This window comes from Bacillus sp. FSL K6-2839, from assembly GCF_038003365.1.
Classification (GTDB): Bacteria; Bacillota; Bacilli; order Bacillales; family Bacillaceae; genus Bacillus.
In genome coordinates, this window is the sequence record NZ_JBBOOZ010000001.1 from 2,601,919 (window position 1) to 2,619,378 (window position 17,460).

15 protein-coding genes are annotated in these 17,460 nt (G+C 40.2%); 3 read left to right on the forward strand and 12 right to left on the reverse strand.

All coding sequences use genetic code 11. From position 1 onward, the window contains the following. Positions 1-15: 15 nt before the first annotated feature. Positions 16-894, forward strand: a complete 879-nt coding sequence (locus MHH26_RS13455) for an endonuclease I family protein (RefSeq protein WP_340973669.1) — start codon at positions 16-18, stop codon at positions 892-894. A 15-nt stretch (positions 895-909) separates the two neighbouring features. Here the strand turns inward: MHH26_RS13455 and MHH26_RS13460 are convergent, their stop codons facing one another. The 7 genes from MHH26_RS13460 to MHH26_RS13490 all read right to left on the reverse strand — a co-directional run bounded on the left by MHH26_RS13460 (position 910) and on the right by MHH26_RS13490 (position 7,498). Continuing rightward, positions 910-1,653, reverse strand: coding sequence for an IucA/IucC family C-terminal-domain containing protein (locus tag MHH26_RS13460; RefSeq protein WP_340973670.1), 744 nt, complete (start codon positions 1,651-1,653; stop codon positions 910-912). A 21-nt stretch (positions 1,654-1,674) separates the two neighbouring features. Then, positions 1,675-2,712 (reverse strand): FecCD family ABC transporter permease, encoded by a 1,038-nt coding sequence (locus MHH26_RS13465; RefSeq protein WP_340973671.1) that lies wholly within the window; start codon positions 2,710-2,712, stop codon positions 1,675-1,677. Further along, positions 2,705-3,721: a FecCD family ABC transporter permease gene (locus MHH26_RS13470; RefSeq protein WP_307500203.1), complete on the reverse strand. Its 1,017-nt coding sequence runs from the start codon at positions 3,719-3,721 to the stop codon at positions 2,705-2,707. Before MHH26_RS13470 ends, MHH26_RS13465 begins: the two co-directional genes overlap by 8 nt. 71 nt (positions 3,722-3,792) lie before the next feature. Then, positions 3,793-4,746, reverse strand: a complete 954-nt coding sequence (locus tag MHH26_RS13475) for an ABC transporter substrate-binding protein (RefSeq protein ID WP_340973673.1) — start codon at positions 4,744-4,746, stop codon at positions 3,793-3,795. A 296-nt stretch (positions 4,747-5,042) separates the two neighbouring features. Further along, positions 5,043-5,471 carry a phosphate-starvation-inducible protein PsiE gene (gene psiE, locus MHH26_RS13480; RefSeq protein WP_034659895.1) on the reverse strand — a complete coding sequence of 143 codons (429 nt, stop codon included), beginning with the start codon at positions 5,469-5,471 and terminating at the stop codon, positions 5,043-5,045. A 37-nt stretch (positions 5,472-5,508) separates the two neighbouring features. After that, positions 5,509-6,816: a sensor histidine kinase gene (locus tag MHH26_RS13485; protein ID WP_340973675.1), complete on the reverse strand. Its 1,308-nt coding sequence runs from the start codon at positions 6,814-6,816 to the stop codon at positions 5,509-5,511. Continuing rightward, a complete protein-coding gene (locus MHH26_RS13490; protein WP_106030464.1) occupies positions 6,803-7,498 on the reverse strand; it encodes a response regulator transcription factor in 696 nt (231 codons plus the stop codon). Before MHH26_RS13490 ends, MHH26_RS13485 begins: the two co-directional genes overlap by 14 nt. A gap of 252 nt (positions 7,499-7,750) precedes the next feature. Here MHH26_RS13490 and MHH26_RS13495 point away from each other — a divergent pair, with 252 nt between their 5' ends. Then, positions 7,751-8,956: a DUF418 domain-containing protein gene (locus tag MHH26_RS13495; RefSeq protein WP_340973677.1), complete on the forward strand. Its 1,206-nt coding sequence runs from the start codon at positions 7,751-7,753 to the stop codon at positions 8,954-8,956. Positions 8,957-9,037: 81 nt separating this feature from the next. Here the strand turns inward: MHH26_RS13495 and MHH26_RS13500 are convergent, their stop codons facing one another. Continuing rightward, positions 9,038-9,970 (reverse strand): helix-turn-helix transcriptional regulator, encoded by a 933-nt coding sequence (locus MHH26_RS13500; RefSeq protein WP_340973679.1) that lies wholly within the window; start codon positions 9,968-9,970, stop codon positions 9,038-9,040. 83 nt (positions 9,971-10,053) lie between these two features. Here MHH26_RS13500 and MHH26_RS13505 point away from each other — a divergent pair, with 83 nt between their 5' ends. Continuing rightward, positions 10,054-10,704, forward strand: a complete 651-nt coding sequence (locus tag MHH26_RS13505) for an FMN-dependent NADH-azoreductase (RefSeq protein WP_106156691.1) — start codon at positions 10,054-10,056, stop codon at positions 10,702-10,704. 168 nt (positions 10,705-10,872) lie between these two features. On the opposite strand, the gene MHH26_RS13510 is transcribed toward MHH26_RS13505, so the two are convergent. The 4 genes from MHH26_RS13510 to MHH26_RS13525 are packed head-to-tail and all read right to left on the reverse strand — an operon-like array spanning position 10,873 to position 17,377. Continuing rightward, the gene (locus MHH26_RS13510) at positions 10,873-12,489 is read right to left on the reverse strand and encodes a type I restriction-modification system subunit M (RefSeq protein ID WP_340973682.1); all 1,617 of its coding nucleotides are present in this window, start codon (positions 12,487-12,489) and stop codon (positions 10,873-10,875) included. A gap of 18 nt (positions 12,490-12,507) precedes the next feature. Then, on the reverse strand, positions 12,508-13,701 hold the full coding sequence (locus MHH26_RS13515; protein ID WP_340973684.1) for a restriction endonuclease subunit S: 1,194 nt from the start codon (positions 13,699-13,701) through the stop codon (positions 12,508-12,510). Positions 13,702-13,743: 42 nt separating this feature from the next. Beyond that, positions 13,744-16,800: a type I restriction endonuclease subunit R gene (locus tag MHH26_RS13520; protein WP_340973686.1), complete on the reverse strand. Its 3,057-nt coding sequence runs from the start codon at positions 16,798-16,800 to the stop codon at positions 13,744-13,746. A 4-nt stretch (positions 16,801-16,804) separates the two neighbouring features. Continuing rightward, entirely contained in the window at positions 16,805-17,377 is a 573-nt protein-coding gene (locus tag MHH26_RS13525; protein WP_340973688.1) for a restriction endonuclease subunit S, read from the reverse strand. Positions 17,378-17,460: the final 83 nt, after the last annotated feature.

Sequence of the window (17,460 nt, forward strand, 5' to 3'; positions counted from 1 at the left end):
TAAGGAGGAAATCGAATGAAGAGAACCTTATTTGGAACTGTTGCTGCCGGAATCATGATATTCGGCACGTTAGCCGCCCCGCTGCCGCAATCTGCGAATGCTCAAAGCTTTACTCTGAATGAACCGAGCCAAACCATCACATTTTCCCCGTTACAGCTTCAAAACGAAACATCTGCACAACAAGCGAAAACAGCCGCTACAAGTCAAATCGATTCCTATTATCAAACTGCTAATGGCAAATCAGGACCCTCTCTTAAGAAAGCTTTACACGATATTATTGATGATCATAAGCAGCTATCCTACAGCCAGGTTTGGGATGCCTTAAAGAAAACAGATGAAGATCCAAAGAATCCAAGCAATGTGCTCTTGCTCTATAGCGGTGTCTCTCGCTCAAAGCAAGCGAATGGCGGAAATGTTGGCCAGTGGAACCGGGAGCATGTCTGGGCTAAGTCACACGGCAACTTTGGGACAAGCCAGGGCCCAGGTACAGATCTCCATCATCTGCGGGCAACAGACGTGCAAACGAATAGCACACGAGGAAATTTAGATTTTGATCTGGGCGGAAATGAATACAAGGGAGCACCGGGTAATTTCTACGATAGCGACTCATTCGAACCTCATAGCCGGGTGAAAGGGGATGTGGCAAGAATGCTCTTTTATATGGCAGTGCGGTACGAGGGCGATGACCGCTTTCCAGATTTAGAATTAAACGACAAAGTGAATAATGGAAGCGCCCCTCTTCACGGCAAAATGTCCGTACTTCTCAAGTGGCACAAACAAGATCCAGTCGATCAAATCGAACGGAACCGCAACGAGATCATTTATGAAACGTATCAGAACAACCGCAATCCCTTTATCGATCACCCAGAATGGGCAAGTGCGATTTGGGAATAAAAAAGAAAGGCACTGCTACGAGCAAGCAGTGCCTTTCTTTTTTTCAAGCGGACAGACAAGACAATAATCGAGACTCTCCGATTTTTTCTCGAGCTTATAATACATACAGCAGGTCTTTCGGTTGGATGTTTCTAGTAAGCTGTCATCTAAGTTTAAGCTGTTGTGAAATGGATTTTGTTTTGCTCCGAATACATCACCAGCCGCTTGCTTCAGATACAGATAATCCTCCTGCACGCGCTGCTTCACCGCAGGCTCTTCGGCCTCCCGCATCATGCTGCGATAAAGAGAATTGATACGAACCGCTACATTTTCCCATAAAATTGAATACGGAAGTCTTGAAGTACGTTTCAGTACATCTAAAAGAGGTGTAACACACTCCGTAAACAGCGCATGCACAACCTGCTCTCTCCATTCATGCCGATCTCCTTCTAGTGGAACAAACGAACACAATGACTCATCAATTTCAATTTTCCGATCCTCTCTAAAGGCACATGCCTCCGGTGGAAACTGATAGACACCGTCATACAGCGTCATCATGTACAAAGAGGAACTGACGGCTAAGTAGGCATAACGCTTTGAAAACATCGACGCTGCCACCGCCACATTCGGTGCATGCATGGCTTCCTTTTCAGCCTCTAATAAACGCAGGACAGATGCTTCTGAAAAAAGCGCAGCAAGTGTGCGGTCAGATGTCATTGGTCCATTTGTGATGTGTACCCCGAAATCAAGTAATTCTCTCTCAACCCACTCTGGCCTCATATCAAAACCTCCATCTTTCGTTTATCGATTTCGCTGCTGGTATAACAAATAAATAAAGAACGGTGCACCAATTGCAGCCGTGAATACACCTGCTGGTACATCTAACGGTAGAAAAGCCGTTCTAGCGACTAAATCTGCCAGCATCACGAGAATACTCCCAACAAGCGCAGATGCCGGCACCAGCGCAATGAAGGAGCGGCCGATGATCATCCGTGCGACATGCGGCGCCATCAGTCCAACAAATTCAATGCCGCCTGCAAAGGCAACAGCAATCCCCGCCAATATCACACTCATCAGCAGAAAGAATAACCGTTTTGCCTGCACTTTTACCCCGAGGCCTGTTGCGAGATCATCTCCAAGCTCCTTCACATTCATCGTTCTTGCTAACACCATGACAATCGGTAAAATGATCATGATCCAAGGAAGCATCGACGTGACGTCCTTCATCGTAGAACCATATAAACTGCCCGTCAGCCAAATATATGACTTTGTCGTCGTCATCGTATCACTAAGAACAAGAGTAAATGTCACACACGCCTTCATAATGGCAGAAATCCCAATTCCCATTAGGACAAGTGTGATCGGCTTGACTCCTTTTTTCCATGAAAGCAAATAAATGAGGCACGATACGGCAAAAGCCCCTGCAATCGCCCATAAGGATTGGTACGCAATAGGCACAGTGCCCATCCAAAAGACAATAAACATAATCGCCCCAAACGAAGCACCACTCGTAATCCCAATGATGTCAGGCGATGCAAGCGGATTGCGGATTAATCCTTGCAAAATAAGCCCTGATACCGCAAGCGCGGCCCCCACTAAGACAGCCAGCAGTGTTCTTGGAATCCTCAGCGTATTGAGCACAAAGGTGTTTCCCTCTCCCTGACCGATTAAATGAAGCAGCACATCCATCGGCTGAATAAACCGGCTGCCCATACAGAGACTGAGAATAAATAATCCAAAAGCAACGGCCGTCAATAAAAGTAAAATCAAAAACGTCCGCTTTGAAAATTGAAATGAAATGCGTCCGCCCTTTGAACGCACTGTATATGTTTTAGCCACCTGTCTTCAACCCCTTGCGCACGAGATAAACAAATAGAGGCGCTCCTGCTACCGCCGTCATGACACCAATCGGCACTTCCTGCGGCATGATCAGAAAACGAGCCGCAAGGTCTGCGACAAGTAAAAGCGACGCTCCCACAACGGCACAATACGGCAGTACCCAGCGGTGGTCAGGTCCGACAAGCTTTTTCACAATATGCGGCACTAGAAAACCAACAAACCCAATCGATCCTGCGACAGCGACGGAACCACCTGCTAAAAAGACGACGAGTACCCCCATCGTAATTTTCAGCAGCAGCGTACGCTGGCCAAGTCCCTTCGCAATATCATCTCCTGACAAAAGGACATTGATGGAGCGTCCAAGAAGCAGCGCCACAACTGTTGCCCCTAAAATATAAGGCAAAACAGGCAGCAGCATATCAATGCTTCTTCCAGACACTGAACCCGCCATCCAGAACAGGATGCTTTGAATCGACTGTTCATTCACGATTAAAAGACCTTGTGTAAAGGACGCAAACAGTGCAGATATCGCCGCACCTGCAAGGACAATTTTGACCGGTGTCAATCCATCTCTTCCAATGGAGCCCAAGAGAAAAACGAGCATCCCTGCAATCGCAGCACCTAAAAAGGCAGTCCACATATAGCCTGTTAATGACTCTGTTGAAAAGAAAACAATTGAAATGACGATAAAAAATAGTCCACCTGCATTAATGCCTAACAAATCTGGCGCCGCAAGCGGGTTTCTCGTTAATGCCTGCATGAGTGCACCTGAAATGGCTAGACTTGATCCAACAACCGCTGCGATTAAAGCTCTTGATAATCTGGATGTCATGACAATGACACTGTTTGGATCCGATTCATCAAAATGAAGAAACGCATGGATGGTGGCTTTGAGGGAAATCGAGGTTTGCCCAAGAGAAATGCTGAGCATAAAAAAGACCAACATCAATACGACGAATCCAGCAAACAGCAGCGCCTTGCTAGAATCCTTTTTTAATAAACTTCTCATCTGATTCCCGCTTTCAATCTGTTATGGAAAAAAGGAGAAAATGGTTTTTCACATTTTCTCCTCTGTTATCCTTATTTATCAATTCCGAGACGATCATAAATATCATCAAGCATCATGTTTGCAGCGATAATACCGCCGCCCATGTTCCAAGTGATTTCATCGACTTTATGCACTTGTTTCGCTTTCACTGCGTCTAGCTGCTTCCATAAAGGATGACTTGTCCACTCTTTATATGCTTTTTCAACCGCTTTATCCTGATCATCCATGAAGTAATAGATCACATCTGCATTCATTTGTGGAATGCTCTCTTTGTCTGTAAGTGTAATGATGTCTTGCTTTTTATCTTTAACATTCTTAGGTCCTTCAAAGCCTAGCTCTGTTAAAATCGACCCTGCGAATCCAGTTTGATAGATTCTAGCATGATCTGCACGGAAGTTTACCACAGACACACTCATTGGCCAGTTTTTGATGTCTTTTTTCGCTTTTTCTTTGAAATCAGCGACGCGGTCATCCCACTTCGTCAGCAAATCTTTTGATTTGTCTTGCTGGTTTAACGCTTCACCCATTAACTTCACTGTATCTTTAAATGTGAACACTGTTTCTGTTGCAACAGTTGGAGCGATTCCTTTCAGCTGATCAAAAATTTGCTCGTGGCGGACTTTTGATGCAATGATCAAATCAGGCTTGAGCTTTTCAATTTCCTCTAAGTTTGGCTGTGTTTCCTGCCCAACAATTTTAACATCCTTTAAGTCATCTCTTAAATATTTATACGTAGGTGCTTCAAGCCATGATTCAACAACACCCACTGGTTTAATGCCCATAGCGACTGCTGCATCGGTTGCTCCTTGGTACAGCGTCACCACACGTTTAGGCGATCCTTTTATTTCAGTTGAACCGATAGCGCTTTCAACGGTTCTTGTTTTTTCTTTACTAGCTGACTTGCCTTCACTGCTATTGTTCCCGCAAGCTGCAAGTAAAACGATGGAGAGCACAACTATTAGCGACCAAAAAGATTTTTTGAACATGTACCTCACCTATCCATTCTATATGTAGTCATATCGTTTGATAACGATTCTCATTATCACACTATGATTTTATCATAGAAAAGGATGGTGTCAATGTAAATTTTTAAGAAAAAGGGAGAGTGTTGACTAGTTGTTCTCATTATTGGAATGATTGGCCTCTCTTATGTTCCTCTGGATAATCATTTACATTGAATTCCTTTTTCGTACTCTACTCCATTAATGACGACTTATTGTTCATAATCAGACTTTCTCTATCAACCTAAAAAAGACGAACAGCAATCGTTCGTCTTCTTCCTTCACTTCACTTCTTCATGCTCCTGCGCGGTATGTCGTTTATTGGCGATAAAGAGTGCACAAGTCATCGCAAGAATGGCCAGCGCCCACCAGAACGTCGATACAGCCTCTTCATGATCGATGATAATCAATCGGATGACAGCTGTGATACCAATATAAATAAAATAGCGAAGCGGAAAATGAAAGTTTGATTTAAAGTATTTAATAATTAAGGCTATAAACTCAAAATACATAAAGAAGATCAGCAGTTCTCCAAGCATCCCATAATAGCTTTCTCCTTTGTTAAACAAAGTCTTGTAGACGAATTGGACAATATACCAAGTTTCACTAATTAAGAGGACGCTTAAAGCAATGGCTAGAAAGAACAGACAGATATTCAGTAGGCCTTGCAAGAGATCGGGTACCTTTTGGAAGTTGTTGAATCGTTTCATTGGGTAGTCTCTCCATTCCATATTATTCATTTGTGGTCTATATTTTGATGTGCCAGAATCGCAGCACGATGTAGTAAACAGCGTTCTTTTCCATCCTTTCAAACTGCCCGTGCATGCGGGACATCATTCGTTTTATGCTTCGTTCACCAAGTCCAGTGCTTTCCTGCATGTCATCTGTCTCTTTTATCGCATTGCTGACATGAATCTCAAAGATTTCTTGATCGGATAAAAACGTGAGATTGATGTCTTTTTTGGGATCGGCGTATTTAAGTAAGTTGGACATCAAATTATCAAACACTCGGCCAAGCTCCTCGACATTCACGTTGATATAGCTGTCAGGCAGTTCTCCTAACAGGTGTACTTTGAATTTCTCTTGATGCAAGATCGCCACCTGATCTGATAAGAGATCGTAAATGACCTCTTTGACTGCAACGGTCTCAAGCTCAGGTTCATGTTCTTTATCAAGTAGAAAATAGGCAAACAGATTATCAGACAGATTTTTCAATTTCAGTGCTTTCTCATAAGCATTGGCTATATATTGATCTTTACGGGTATCCGCTCCAGCCTCCTCTTTTTTCGCAAACTCCAAATTCATTATCAGCGACGTCAGCGGTGTCCTCATATCGTGTGACATTTCAGTAACCAGACTGCGGCTCTCTTCTTGCAGCTCGTCGATGGCTTGAAGCTTGTCCAGAAAAGCTTTTCGGAGATCCTCAATACTTTTGGCAATCATGGCTAATTCATCGTGCCCTTTCACCGTCATCTCATGGTTCAGCTCACCGCCTTCAAGAATATGAATCTCTTGGTGAATCGTTTGCAGATAGCATAAACTTTTGCGGATGCCAAGAAGAACAATGATGAGAAAAATAAGCGTCGCCCCGAGCAGCTCGAGTGTAAAGGCAAGATCGTGATAACGAAATGAATAGAAACCATCCACCATGACCCGGCCTTTACCGTCGCTAAACTGAACCGGATACGAATGATGCTCAGCGTACTGGGTCACCTTTTCTTTTCCGTACGCCGATTCATCAGCAGCGGAATAGATGGAGTCATATTGCAGCACTTCATCCTTGAAGATGGTCAAATTAATGTAATCCTCTTTTTTCACCCACTCACCAAACGCTTTTCGATCTGTTGAAGACAGCTCATTCTCAGACACATAGCGGCTGAATTTTTGAATATACCTGGCTGACTCCTCCTCGTAATACTCGTCCGAACTCAAATATCCGTCAATGAGGTCATTGGTAATCTTTTGCAGCGTCAAAAAGACAAGTCCGCTCACGACCGCAGCTGTCAAAATCAATAGTGCCAGCTTTTTGGCTAGTGTATATTTACGATGTGCCAAATCGGTATCCTCTTCCCCATTCTGTTTTGATATATACAGGACGTGCAGGATCATCTTCAATTTTGGCACGCAGCTTTCGAATATGCACCATCACCGTATTGTTGGAACAATAGAAATAAGGCTGTCCCCACACGCTCTCATAAATATTTTGGGCTGAAAAGATTTTGTTTCGCCTGCTCATGAGCAGCTTCAACATTCGATATTCTAAATCAGACAGCTTGATTTGCTGACTTTCTTTCCACACTTCATTAAATTCTTCGCTCACCCTCAGCTTGCCCCCAACAAGAAAAGTTTCTTCCTGCTCCTTCTTTTCCTGATAGACGGTATACCTGCGTAATTGTGCAATCACTCTAGCATGAAGCTCCTCTTGTGAAAAAGGTTTCGTCATATAATCATCCCCACCGGCGAGTAAGCCTTCGGTTTTATCGAATGTACTTGATTTGGCTGTCAGAAATAGAATCGGAACGTTAGAGGAGGCTCTCATCTGCTGGCACGTTTCGATGCCTGAAATGCCTGGCATCATCACATCCAAAATCACCAAATCGAGCGAATCGTTCACAAGCTTCAATGCTTGCTCGCCATTCATCGCTCTCAGCACCTCATATCCTGCGCGTGTAAGGGATTCCTGCAAAAGGTCTCCAATATCCTGATCATCTTCTACGACTAATATTCGATGGTTCATATCTCTCTCACCTCATGATACGTGATGTACTTTCTTTTATGTCTTTACTATATATCATCTAGCTATGTGAAAAGATACAGCATAAATCTTAACAGTTTATGAATATGACCATCTGCCATCAATTTGTCACATTCATTTTCAAAAAATTGGATCTTCATAAATTGTTAAGAATTGGGCCGTATATTGATTCATTGTAAGGATCGATGTGTTGATCCGAATGACATTTATCATAACAAGAAAAGGAGCATGGATATGAATGCAAACAAAGTAGCACACGGACAACCGATGAGTCTGCGGGATCGGGTTCATTTCTTAGACATTGTACGGGGATTTGCCTTAATGGGGATTATTCTCGTCAATTACTTTTTGATCGTGGATTCGGCGAAGGGGTTCGATATGGAAGCAAATGATGTTTTTCACAACTTGGTGAATTGGTTTGCCTCAGGGAAATTCATTACGCTGTTTTCCTTCCTATTCGGGGTTGGTTTTATGATTTTTATGCATCGAGCTGCTCAGAAGGTGGACAGCCCAAACAAGCTGTTTCAACGCAGGTTAACCATTCTCTTAGGAATTGGCCTTCTGCATGTCACCTTTGTTTGGATTGGTGATATTTTGACCTATTATGCTGCCGCTGGCTTTTTGTTACTTTTCTTTTACAAACGAACAGCTAAAACCATCCTATACTGGCTGATCACACTCTTTGTGATTCAATTGCTCACGCCTTTTTTCACGTTGCTGCTTCATACCATCAGTGCAGGCTCATCGGGCAAGCCGGACTTTGCAGATTTTGATTTGACCAGCCACAACAGTCTGACTTATTTAGCATCTATTGGTGACCGGTGGACAGATATGGTGACGATGGCTTCCAGTTCTTTTTCTACCGTCTATTCCATGTTCTTCATGTTTTTACTTGGTGTGTATTTTGTGAAAATGGAGTTTTTCAAAAACATGGAGGCGAAAAAAGCGATTTGGAATCGCATTTGGGTCATTTGTACAATCGCTTTTCTCATCACCCAAGGCAGTACGATCATTACGGCGGTCAATCCTTTTGAACATACACTCTGGGTGAACATTGCCACTGCCCTGGAACAAAACGGGGGATTAACTGGCAGTATGTTTTATATGAGTACACTTGCGATGCTATTTCTACACGTTCCTCAGCTGCGAGGTGCTTTAATGGTCTTTACCAAAGTCGGACGGATGTCCCTAACCTGTTATTTGCTTCACTCGATCATTGGAACTCTGCTATTTCTAAAGTATGGAGCGGGGCTTGTCGATCATTTCCAGCCGGCTGGTACGTTCTTCATGGCTATTGGCGTGTATGTCTTCCTTGTGCTTTTCAGTACGTTTTGGTTAAAACGGTTTAAATATGGACCGATGGAGTTTATCTGGCGTCAGCTGACGTATGGGAAAGTACATGATAAACCGAAAACAAATACATTCCATGCGGCGAAGTAAAAGAAAAAAGGCGAATGGCTACAATTCGCCTTTTCTTAATATGATGAGTTTTTTTGTGATTCAGAGACAATCCGTGTACTTTCAATACTGATCAATCATTTCTTGCAATTGAGTCAAATAACTCTCTTTTAATTCATCTGGGTATTCAATTTTCACATGTTTCCCAAATGTGATCAAATAATGAGTCATATACGATAATTCTTCTTCGTTGTACCCACCCATAATATAAGGAGTATCATCAACGATCTCCAACCTCATATTTGGATAATGATTCTTCAAAAACTTTTCTTTCCCTTGTTCCGTTAATCGACATTTAAATGAGATATCATGATAAGTTTTTTCGAACTCGACCTGCATTGCTTTTAATTCTTCCTTCGTATAGGTGTCTCTGCCTTCTTCTTCAATGATCAAGTCCTTCATAAAGTCACATCTATAGATGCCCCACTTTTTATTTCGAACATCATATGCTTTGGTGAACCAAATCCCATTTCGATAAAACAACTCAAGAAATTGCAGCCTGATCCTTTTATTTTCATATTGAGTGTACATCATCTTCACGATTTGATCTTCCATCATCGCCTGTAAAATCAATTCCAAATGATTTTGTTCACTAACTGGTGCGACATTATAGTAATGAATCACATCCAAAGTCTCCGTGATCATTTGTTTTCTCTCATCAGACATTGTGGCAAACAGCTTTTGCCGAATTTGTGAGTAGGATTTTTTAAATGGTGTGGCTGACACCAGGTCTAGCGCTTTAAGCGCGAAAAAAATAGCTTGAACTTCATCGATATTGAAATAAATAGGGACCATTGGAGATTGTTTCACCAGTCGATATCCTCCATGTCTGCCATTTTCAACGTAAAAGGCTAAGCCCATTGACTCTAGCTCTTCCATATCTCTCAGAGCCGTACGTTTAGATATGCCAAATTCGGATTCTAAATCCTTTAACTGAAAAGAGTATTTATCACTTAAAAAAATAAGTTCTTGGTTTAATCGTTCTGATTTTTTCATTTGATTTTCCTTCTGAAAAAGGTGACATGTTTTGTCACCCTTATATTTTATACTCAGTTTATCAAAAGAAAAGGAGCATGTATATGCAAACATTAATCATTAACGCGCACCCTGATTTCACTCATCGAGAAAGTTATTCAAACAAACTGCAAACACTATTTTTAGAACAGTTTAAAGAAAGATTCCCTCATGATGAACCTACAATTTTACATTTACATGAAACTGAAATTCCTCGTATCGAAAAAGAACAGCTGCTACGTATTTGGGATAAGCAAGCATCCGAACAAACATTAACAGCTACGGAAGAAAAAATCGCTGCTGCTTCATCAGCTTTATTGGCTCAATTCAAAGCACATCATCGAATTGTGATTGTGTCACCTGTTCATAATTTCAATGTGACTTCACGAATGAAAGATTATATAGATAATATCTTTATTGCTAGAGAAACGTTCAAATATACAGAAGATGGTTCAGTTGGTCTGATGACTGACGATTATCGTGTACTTTTGCTTCAAGCAAGCGGCTCGATTTTCACAAATAACGATCGATACACACCTCTGGAATTTTCACATTACTACCTAAAAGAAATATTCCAAAACTTGATGGGCTTTCAACAATTTCATATTGTCCGAGCACAAGGAACTGCCATTTTAGGTCAAGAAACGATTTTGACATCTGCAGCTGACGATTTGTCTAAAGCCTTTGATGAGTTTTATTCGCCTAGCGGGATGTGAATTGATTTTTTCAAAAACAAAAAGACCAAAAACGTTTGATATCACGTTTTTGGTCTTTTTTTATTAACCGATTGAACCATCCATTTCGAACTTGATTAATACGGAAATAAAGAAATTTTCAAGCCAAAAAGAGCCACGAACTAAATCCTTTGCTCTTTTTTAAGACTATTATTTACCTAAAAGACGGATAAATTTACTCAGTTCTTCTTTGGCTTCATCTGTTGTCCCTTCCAGCTCATTCATTAACCCAAACAAATTATCATATGAACTCGCAATTTCTGCTTTAACTTCTGCCAACTCTTGAGCCACTTGTGAAAGTGGAATTACTTCTTCTTCTTCAAACGTATCGACATAACGTGGAATGTTTAAATTGTAATCATTTTCTTTGATTTCATCCAAAGATGCCACATGAGCATATTTTTCAACGTCTTTACGGTTACTGTATGTTTCAATAATTTTGTCGATGTTTTCAGGAGAGAGTTTGTTTTGGTTCTTTCCTTTTACAAACTCATTTGAAGCATCGATAAACAAAATATCTTTATTCTTACGAGCTTCACGACCTTTGAATACCAAGACACAGGTTGGGATGCTTGTGCCATAAAACAAGTTAGCGGGCAATCCAATAACAGTATCTAATAGATTATTGTCGATGATATTTTTGCGGATTTTACCTTCAGAAGCACCTCGAAATAGTACCCCGTGCGGCAATACGATAGCCATTGTTCCAGTTTTATCTAAATGGTAAAGTCCATGCAGTACAAAAGCATAATCTGCCTTAGATGCAGGTGCTACACCGTAACCCTTGAAACGTGTATCCTTTTCTCGATCAACGTCTTTTGTATCCCATTTATGAGAATATGGTGGGTTTGATACGACGGCGTCGAACTTCAAAGGAATTTGTGTTCCATCTTTTTCGGCAAATGGCCAGTCAGCATCCAGTGTGTCTGCACGTTTCAACTCCATATTGCGATAATTTACCCCATGCATCATCAAGTTCATGCGAGCTAAGTTATAAGTCGTCGTATTCAACTCTTGCCCGTAAAACTCAACACTTCCTTCTTCATTACCATTTGGTAACTCTTTTTGGACTGTTAAAAGAAGTGAACCTGATCCCATTGTAGGGTCATAAACACGGAATTGATCGCCAGTACCATCTGCATCATTCGTGACAATTTTCGCTAGGATTTTACTAACTTCATGAGGTGTATAAAATTCTCCTCCTTTTTTACCAGCATTTGCAGCAAATTGTCCAATCAAGTATTCATAAACGTCACCTAAAATGTCGTGCCCTGAATCGTCTTTGAAAGTGAACTCGTTAATTATCAACACGATATCATTCAAAGCCTTTGCACGTTCGTTTGTACTTGAACCTAGACGTGTGTCACCAAGGTTAACATCTGAAAATACATTAGCAAAATCCGCTTCGGCAATCGCGTTACGTTTTGCATTTGTATTGAATGAGTCAAACATATCTTGGAAGTCACTAGCTTTGATTTTATGATTTTCAATTTTTGATACAATTTTGTCCCAGGTGTAGGCTGGGTCAATCGCATATCCGATACCTTTACTGATTTCTTCAAGGTAATCCTCTTTTTCAGTGTCGTCTGTCACTTCGTAGAACTCTTCAAGATCATTGATTTTCAAGTATTCATCTTGATTTTCTGACAAGTAGCGATAGAACATAAATGGCAAAATATAGTTCTTGTACTCACTTGCATCCATTGTCCCACGCAGTTTGTTAGCCATTCCCCATAGCTTTGATGTAATATCTGATGCATTACTCATTAGTGTCATCTCCTTTTCTTATATAAACATTTGTTGTAGTAGTGATTTCTTCAAATTTTTAAGCAAATTTAACTCACGCTGATGAAGAGTGATAGTCTTATCAAGTTCACCGAAAAAAGAACCAATTTTTGTTTGTTCATTCTTACTTGGAAAACTTAGAATCATTTTTTTTACAACTTGACCATTTAATTTTGGTTGCGCTGTTCCACTGTTATACTTCTCATAGTTTTGCTTTTCAAGAAGTTGCAAAAGAAATTTATTTGAACCGTCTTTCATTCTCATTATATGTGCGTGATTGTTGAGCCAAAACTTTCCTTCTGTTAGATAGGCAATAGGACTATTTCTCATTATAATGTTGGCTCCATCCTCAGCTAGTAAAACATATTCACCATCAAAAATATATCCATCAACATAGTCGATAATCCCAGTAGCACCGTAATAAGGATACTCACCCATTTTTCGTTTTTCTGAATCTATTGGAATCCGTTTTTCATCAAAAAAGTCAGCCAAATCACCCAACTTACGCTGTTCCCAAGCAACCGTAAATCCTTCATAGCGAATTTCAGGAACATTGGATCCATCTTTCGGAAACATTTTTTCGAGCATTGATTTTTTCATGATTACCAACTTGTCATACTTACGCTGATTAAGGGTGATAATGTTGTCTAGTTGATTGAAGATTTTACCTATTTTGCTCTGTTCACCTTTGTCTTTTGGTAATTGCATTTGGAAGTTCTTCACTTTTTCAGCGTTTAGATTCGATTGTGTCCCAGTGGATATTAATTCTCTCCACTCTTCATTAATATTGGCTTTTACTAATCTTTGATAAATAAAGTCTCTAATAGTTTTGTCATTAAAAACCATATTATAAAAAGCTTGAGACGTTGCAACATCAACATTTAGAATGGCAACCTTGCCAACAGATGCATACATCGCCAGAGTAATTGCTCCTTTTGGAACAATCCAGGCAGAAGAATTATTTAGCCCCTCTTCGCTAATGTGTTTTTGTGTATAATAAATATATCCATTAGAATTTGAGATATCAGATATCCCCAAAAATGGAATTTTCCCTTTATAATAATCCTTGTTCGTTGAGCGTGGCGTACCACCGGAACCACCTTTTACAAACAGTTCCTTTAACTTTCGCTGTTCCCAAGCATCTGTAAATTCTGCGAATCTGATTTGAGGTGACTTTGTTATTTTATCGCCCATTTCCGTTCTCCTTTTTCTAGTTTGCATAATTTTATCACTTGACTACTCTCCCTTCTTAATTTCGTCGGCCATTTCGTAAAATGCTTTACGAAATTCAATGCGATACCGAACCCAGCTTAACGCTGCAATCTTTTCAACTGCGATTTCTTTATAATCAGCTCTTGCGTCATTCATAATAGCAGTTAACTCCCCTTGTTTATCCATATCCTCTTGACCTAATCGGTGTTTCTTAATCAAGTTTTCAAGTTCCTTAGGCTTTGTACTGTTATCTAGTCCCCAAGTACGGATGAAGTTCGTTACAAGTTGAATATTCGTATCCTTTTGTGCTTTATCCATTGCTTGATTCATTTTTTCAACACTTCGAGGTGCTGGATAATGATCAAATTCAAACTCTTTCGAGAAAATCTTAGATACAAAATGACTCACCTTAGATTTTTCTTTTTCATTGTCAGACTTGGCGATTTCAACTTGGATTTCATCACGTGTACTTTCCGCTTTTGACATTTCGTTCGCGTGAACTTCGTCAGCCATTCGGGCGATCAAATCAATCAAATAATCATAGTTGATAGTCACATCGTGAATATGAACCATCGAGAGATTGACTTGCGAAATATCAATGTCTTCTCGCTTTGCACGTCGTTCTTTCAACTCACCAGCAATGACAGTTGTTAAAATAACTTCCTGCTCTTCAGTAATACCTAGACGTTCATAGAACTCTTCAGGATTATCATAGGCAGAAATTGGATTTTTGTCATCGTCTTCGGTATATTGTTTCAACTGACTTAACAAACGATTATACTCTTTCAGATTCTCAAAAACTTCATCCTGTGCTTTTTCACTTGGTGGTAATTGTATAAAATCGTCTGTGAGCGTGGATAGCTTCTTGATGACTTCTTGCATCTCAGCTTGGACCTTGCTAAATGGTTTAGAAGTAATACCAGACTCTTCGTTGCCTTTCTTCAATTCTTCAAGTGGAAGCTGTTCGTCGGCAGATGCACGATTTGAATAAATAGCAAAAGCCTTATTCATTTCATACTCGTTTTGCTCCGGCCAACGATAATTCACGACATTTCCCCAAGGCTTATCGACAAGGTTATGTATTCTATTTGTACGTGAGTATGCTTGAATCAAGTTCCCACCCTTAAGCGTTCGATCAATATAGAGCGTATTCAACTCAGGCGCATCAAAACCGGTCAAAAGTTGATCCACAACAATGACTAAATCTAAATAGTTGCCATCATCAGTTGTCTTGTTCAAACGTCTTGCTAAGTCTTCTGTGTAGGCTTTAACTGTCGTCATATCAAAAGCTGTGCCAAACGTTGCGTTATAGGCTTTGATAGCTCTGTGCAAGTTCTCGTTCGTTTTCAGTTGATGAACACTATTGGATGTATCTGCCGAGAAACTCACCGCAACTTTTAATCGTTGATCTGCTGGACGATTCGCATTCTCTTCTGCAAACTTATCGAAATAATCCATCGCTCTTGGTGTACTTGCTTTATTACCACCAACGTGAACTGTAAACAAGGCATTATATTTACGCTCATTTGAACGTTTCTTCCAGTTATCGAAGATGTCTTTCACTACTAAGTTCACATGTTCTGGACTATAGTCATAAACACTACCACGAATATTATCATCAATATCATCTTCGGTAGGATCTTCGGGAGCTTCGATCGTTTCCTTAAATTCAACGTTAAACCCTAATACATTTTTATCCGCAATCGCTTCTTTAATGGTATATGCGTGTAATAGTTCACCAAAGATTTCTCGTGTTTCAGGGAATTTTGGTGTACCAGTATAACCAATCCAAGCAGAATTAGGAACTGCTTTTCGAATCGTTTCAAGCATCCCTTCATTTTCAGTACCACTGCCAGTTGATCGGTGGGCTTCATCCACAATAAAAAGAATATTTTCATTAAGTGGCTTGAAGCTGTCCCGCACTACATAACGTGACATTTTTTGGATACTTGTCACAATGATGTTCTTATCGCTTTTCTTCGTTAGTTTGCGATGAAGGTCTGAGATATTGGCTGTGTCACCCACCACACCAGTTTTCCCTTCAAAACCAGCAACAGGATCATAGGCTTTATAAGCATCTGCTGTTTGGTTGGTAAGTGCGATCCGGTCAACCAAAAAGATCACTTTATCTACATTAGATAGACGGCTTGCAAGCCACGCTGTCTTAAAACTTGTGATTGTTTTACCTGAGCCTGTCGTGTGCCAAATGTATCCTAATTTACCACCATCATATTTAAAGTCAAACTTTCTAACTTTATCAAGTACACGCTTTGTGGCATAGACTTGATAGGGACGCATGACTTTGATACTTTCTTTATTTTTTGTACCATCTAGTACCATGTAACGTGTTGCCAAATCATGAGCCATTGGAATGGATAACACTTTATCCGCAAACGTCTTCCATGATCGAATAGGGCGAGCATCATCTTCATTTTGCCAGTTGAAAGCAAAAGCTCGGTTAAAGTTTTCGAGTGGGGTATTTGCCATATAACGAATATCAAACGGTGTCATCGCGATTAAAATCTGCAAAGTTGAAAAGATACCGCTGAATTGTTTTTCAGCTATATACTGTTCCATCTGATTTAAAGATTCCGTAGCGCTATGAAGTGCTTTCTTTAATTCAATTTGAATAATCGGCAAACCATTAATGAGCAAAGTCACATCAAACCTGCGAGTCGGCTTACCATCAACAACTTTTGGCCGCTTAATTTGATTTACTACTTGATAAACGGTATTCCCGCCACCGACTTGGGCTTGGTCGAATACTGTCAAGAACACATGTCTACCATTATCAAGGTCAACTTCAATTTCAGAAACACCATTAACGCCATACAAAAACTGTCCGGCCTGGTAAGGTGATTCGATACTAGTGATGATTTTCTTCACTTGGTTAAATTCAGTAACAGACAAGGGCTCATCTAATCGTGCGCTATTGTTTTGTTCTAGGATTATTTTAAAGTTATCCCAAAGTTGTTCAGTTGTTTTAATGTCTTTTTTGTAATCCCATTGTTTTACTCCACCAATTTTGGTCAAATAATCGATAACTTCATTTTCAAATGCTAATTCCGATTGACTTTTCATTTCATTACTCCCCCTTTAATGTTTCTTCTATTACCGAGCTCGTAAACTGCCCTATCAAGTCTGCGTATTGGCTTAACTTATTTTGTAGCTTCATTGTTTCTACGTATATAGTGCCTATTTTCTTCTGTTCCTCGATCGGAACAATTGGAACGATCATTTCCCCAAGGGCACGAAGCGGAATTCTTAGAATAAGGCCACTCCCCTGTGACCCCCTTTCTTTTTGCTGCTTCACATCTTTATGAGCATTAAACAAGTAAAGAAAATATCTCTTATCAAGTTGTTCGCTATCAAACTCTATTTTCGTAAAGTTGAGAGACAACACTTTACCAACATTATTTTCACCAACAATTGTGGCTAGCTGCAATGAGTTACTGATAACAACATCACCTTCATTTAACGATAGGTTATTTTGAGATTTTGCCCTTTCTTCAACAGCTACGTCCTCACGATGATAATCAGCTTCAAAAGACGCTTGGTCATAATACTTTATTTCTTGAGTTTCAAACTGCTTTTGTGCTCTTGTTGGATTAATACCGGGAACGAACGTTACGAATTTATTTAATTTACTTTTCTCCAATTAAATCGCCCCTAATCACATATATGATTTTTCGAAATATCACCATATTACAAATTAAAACACATCAAGATTGTTTCGTCAAC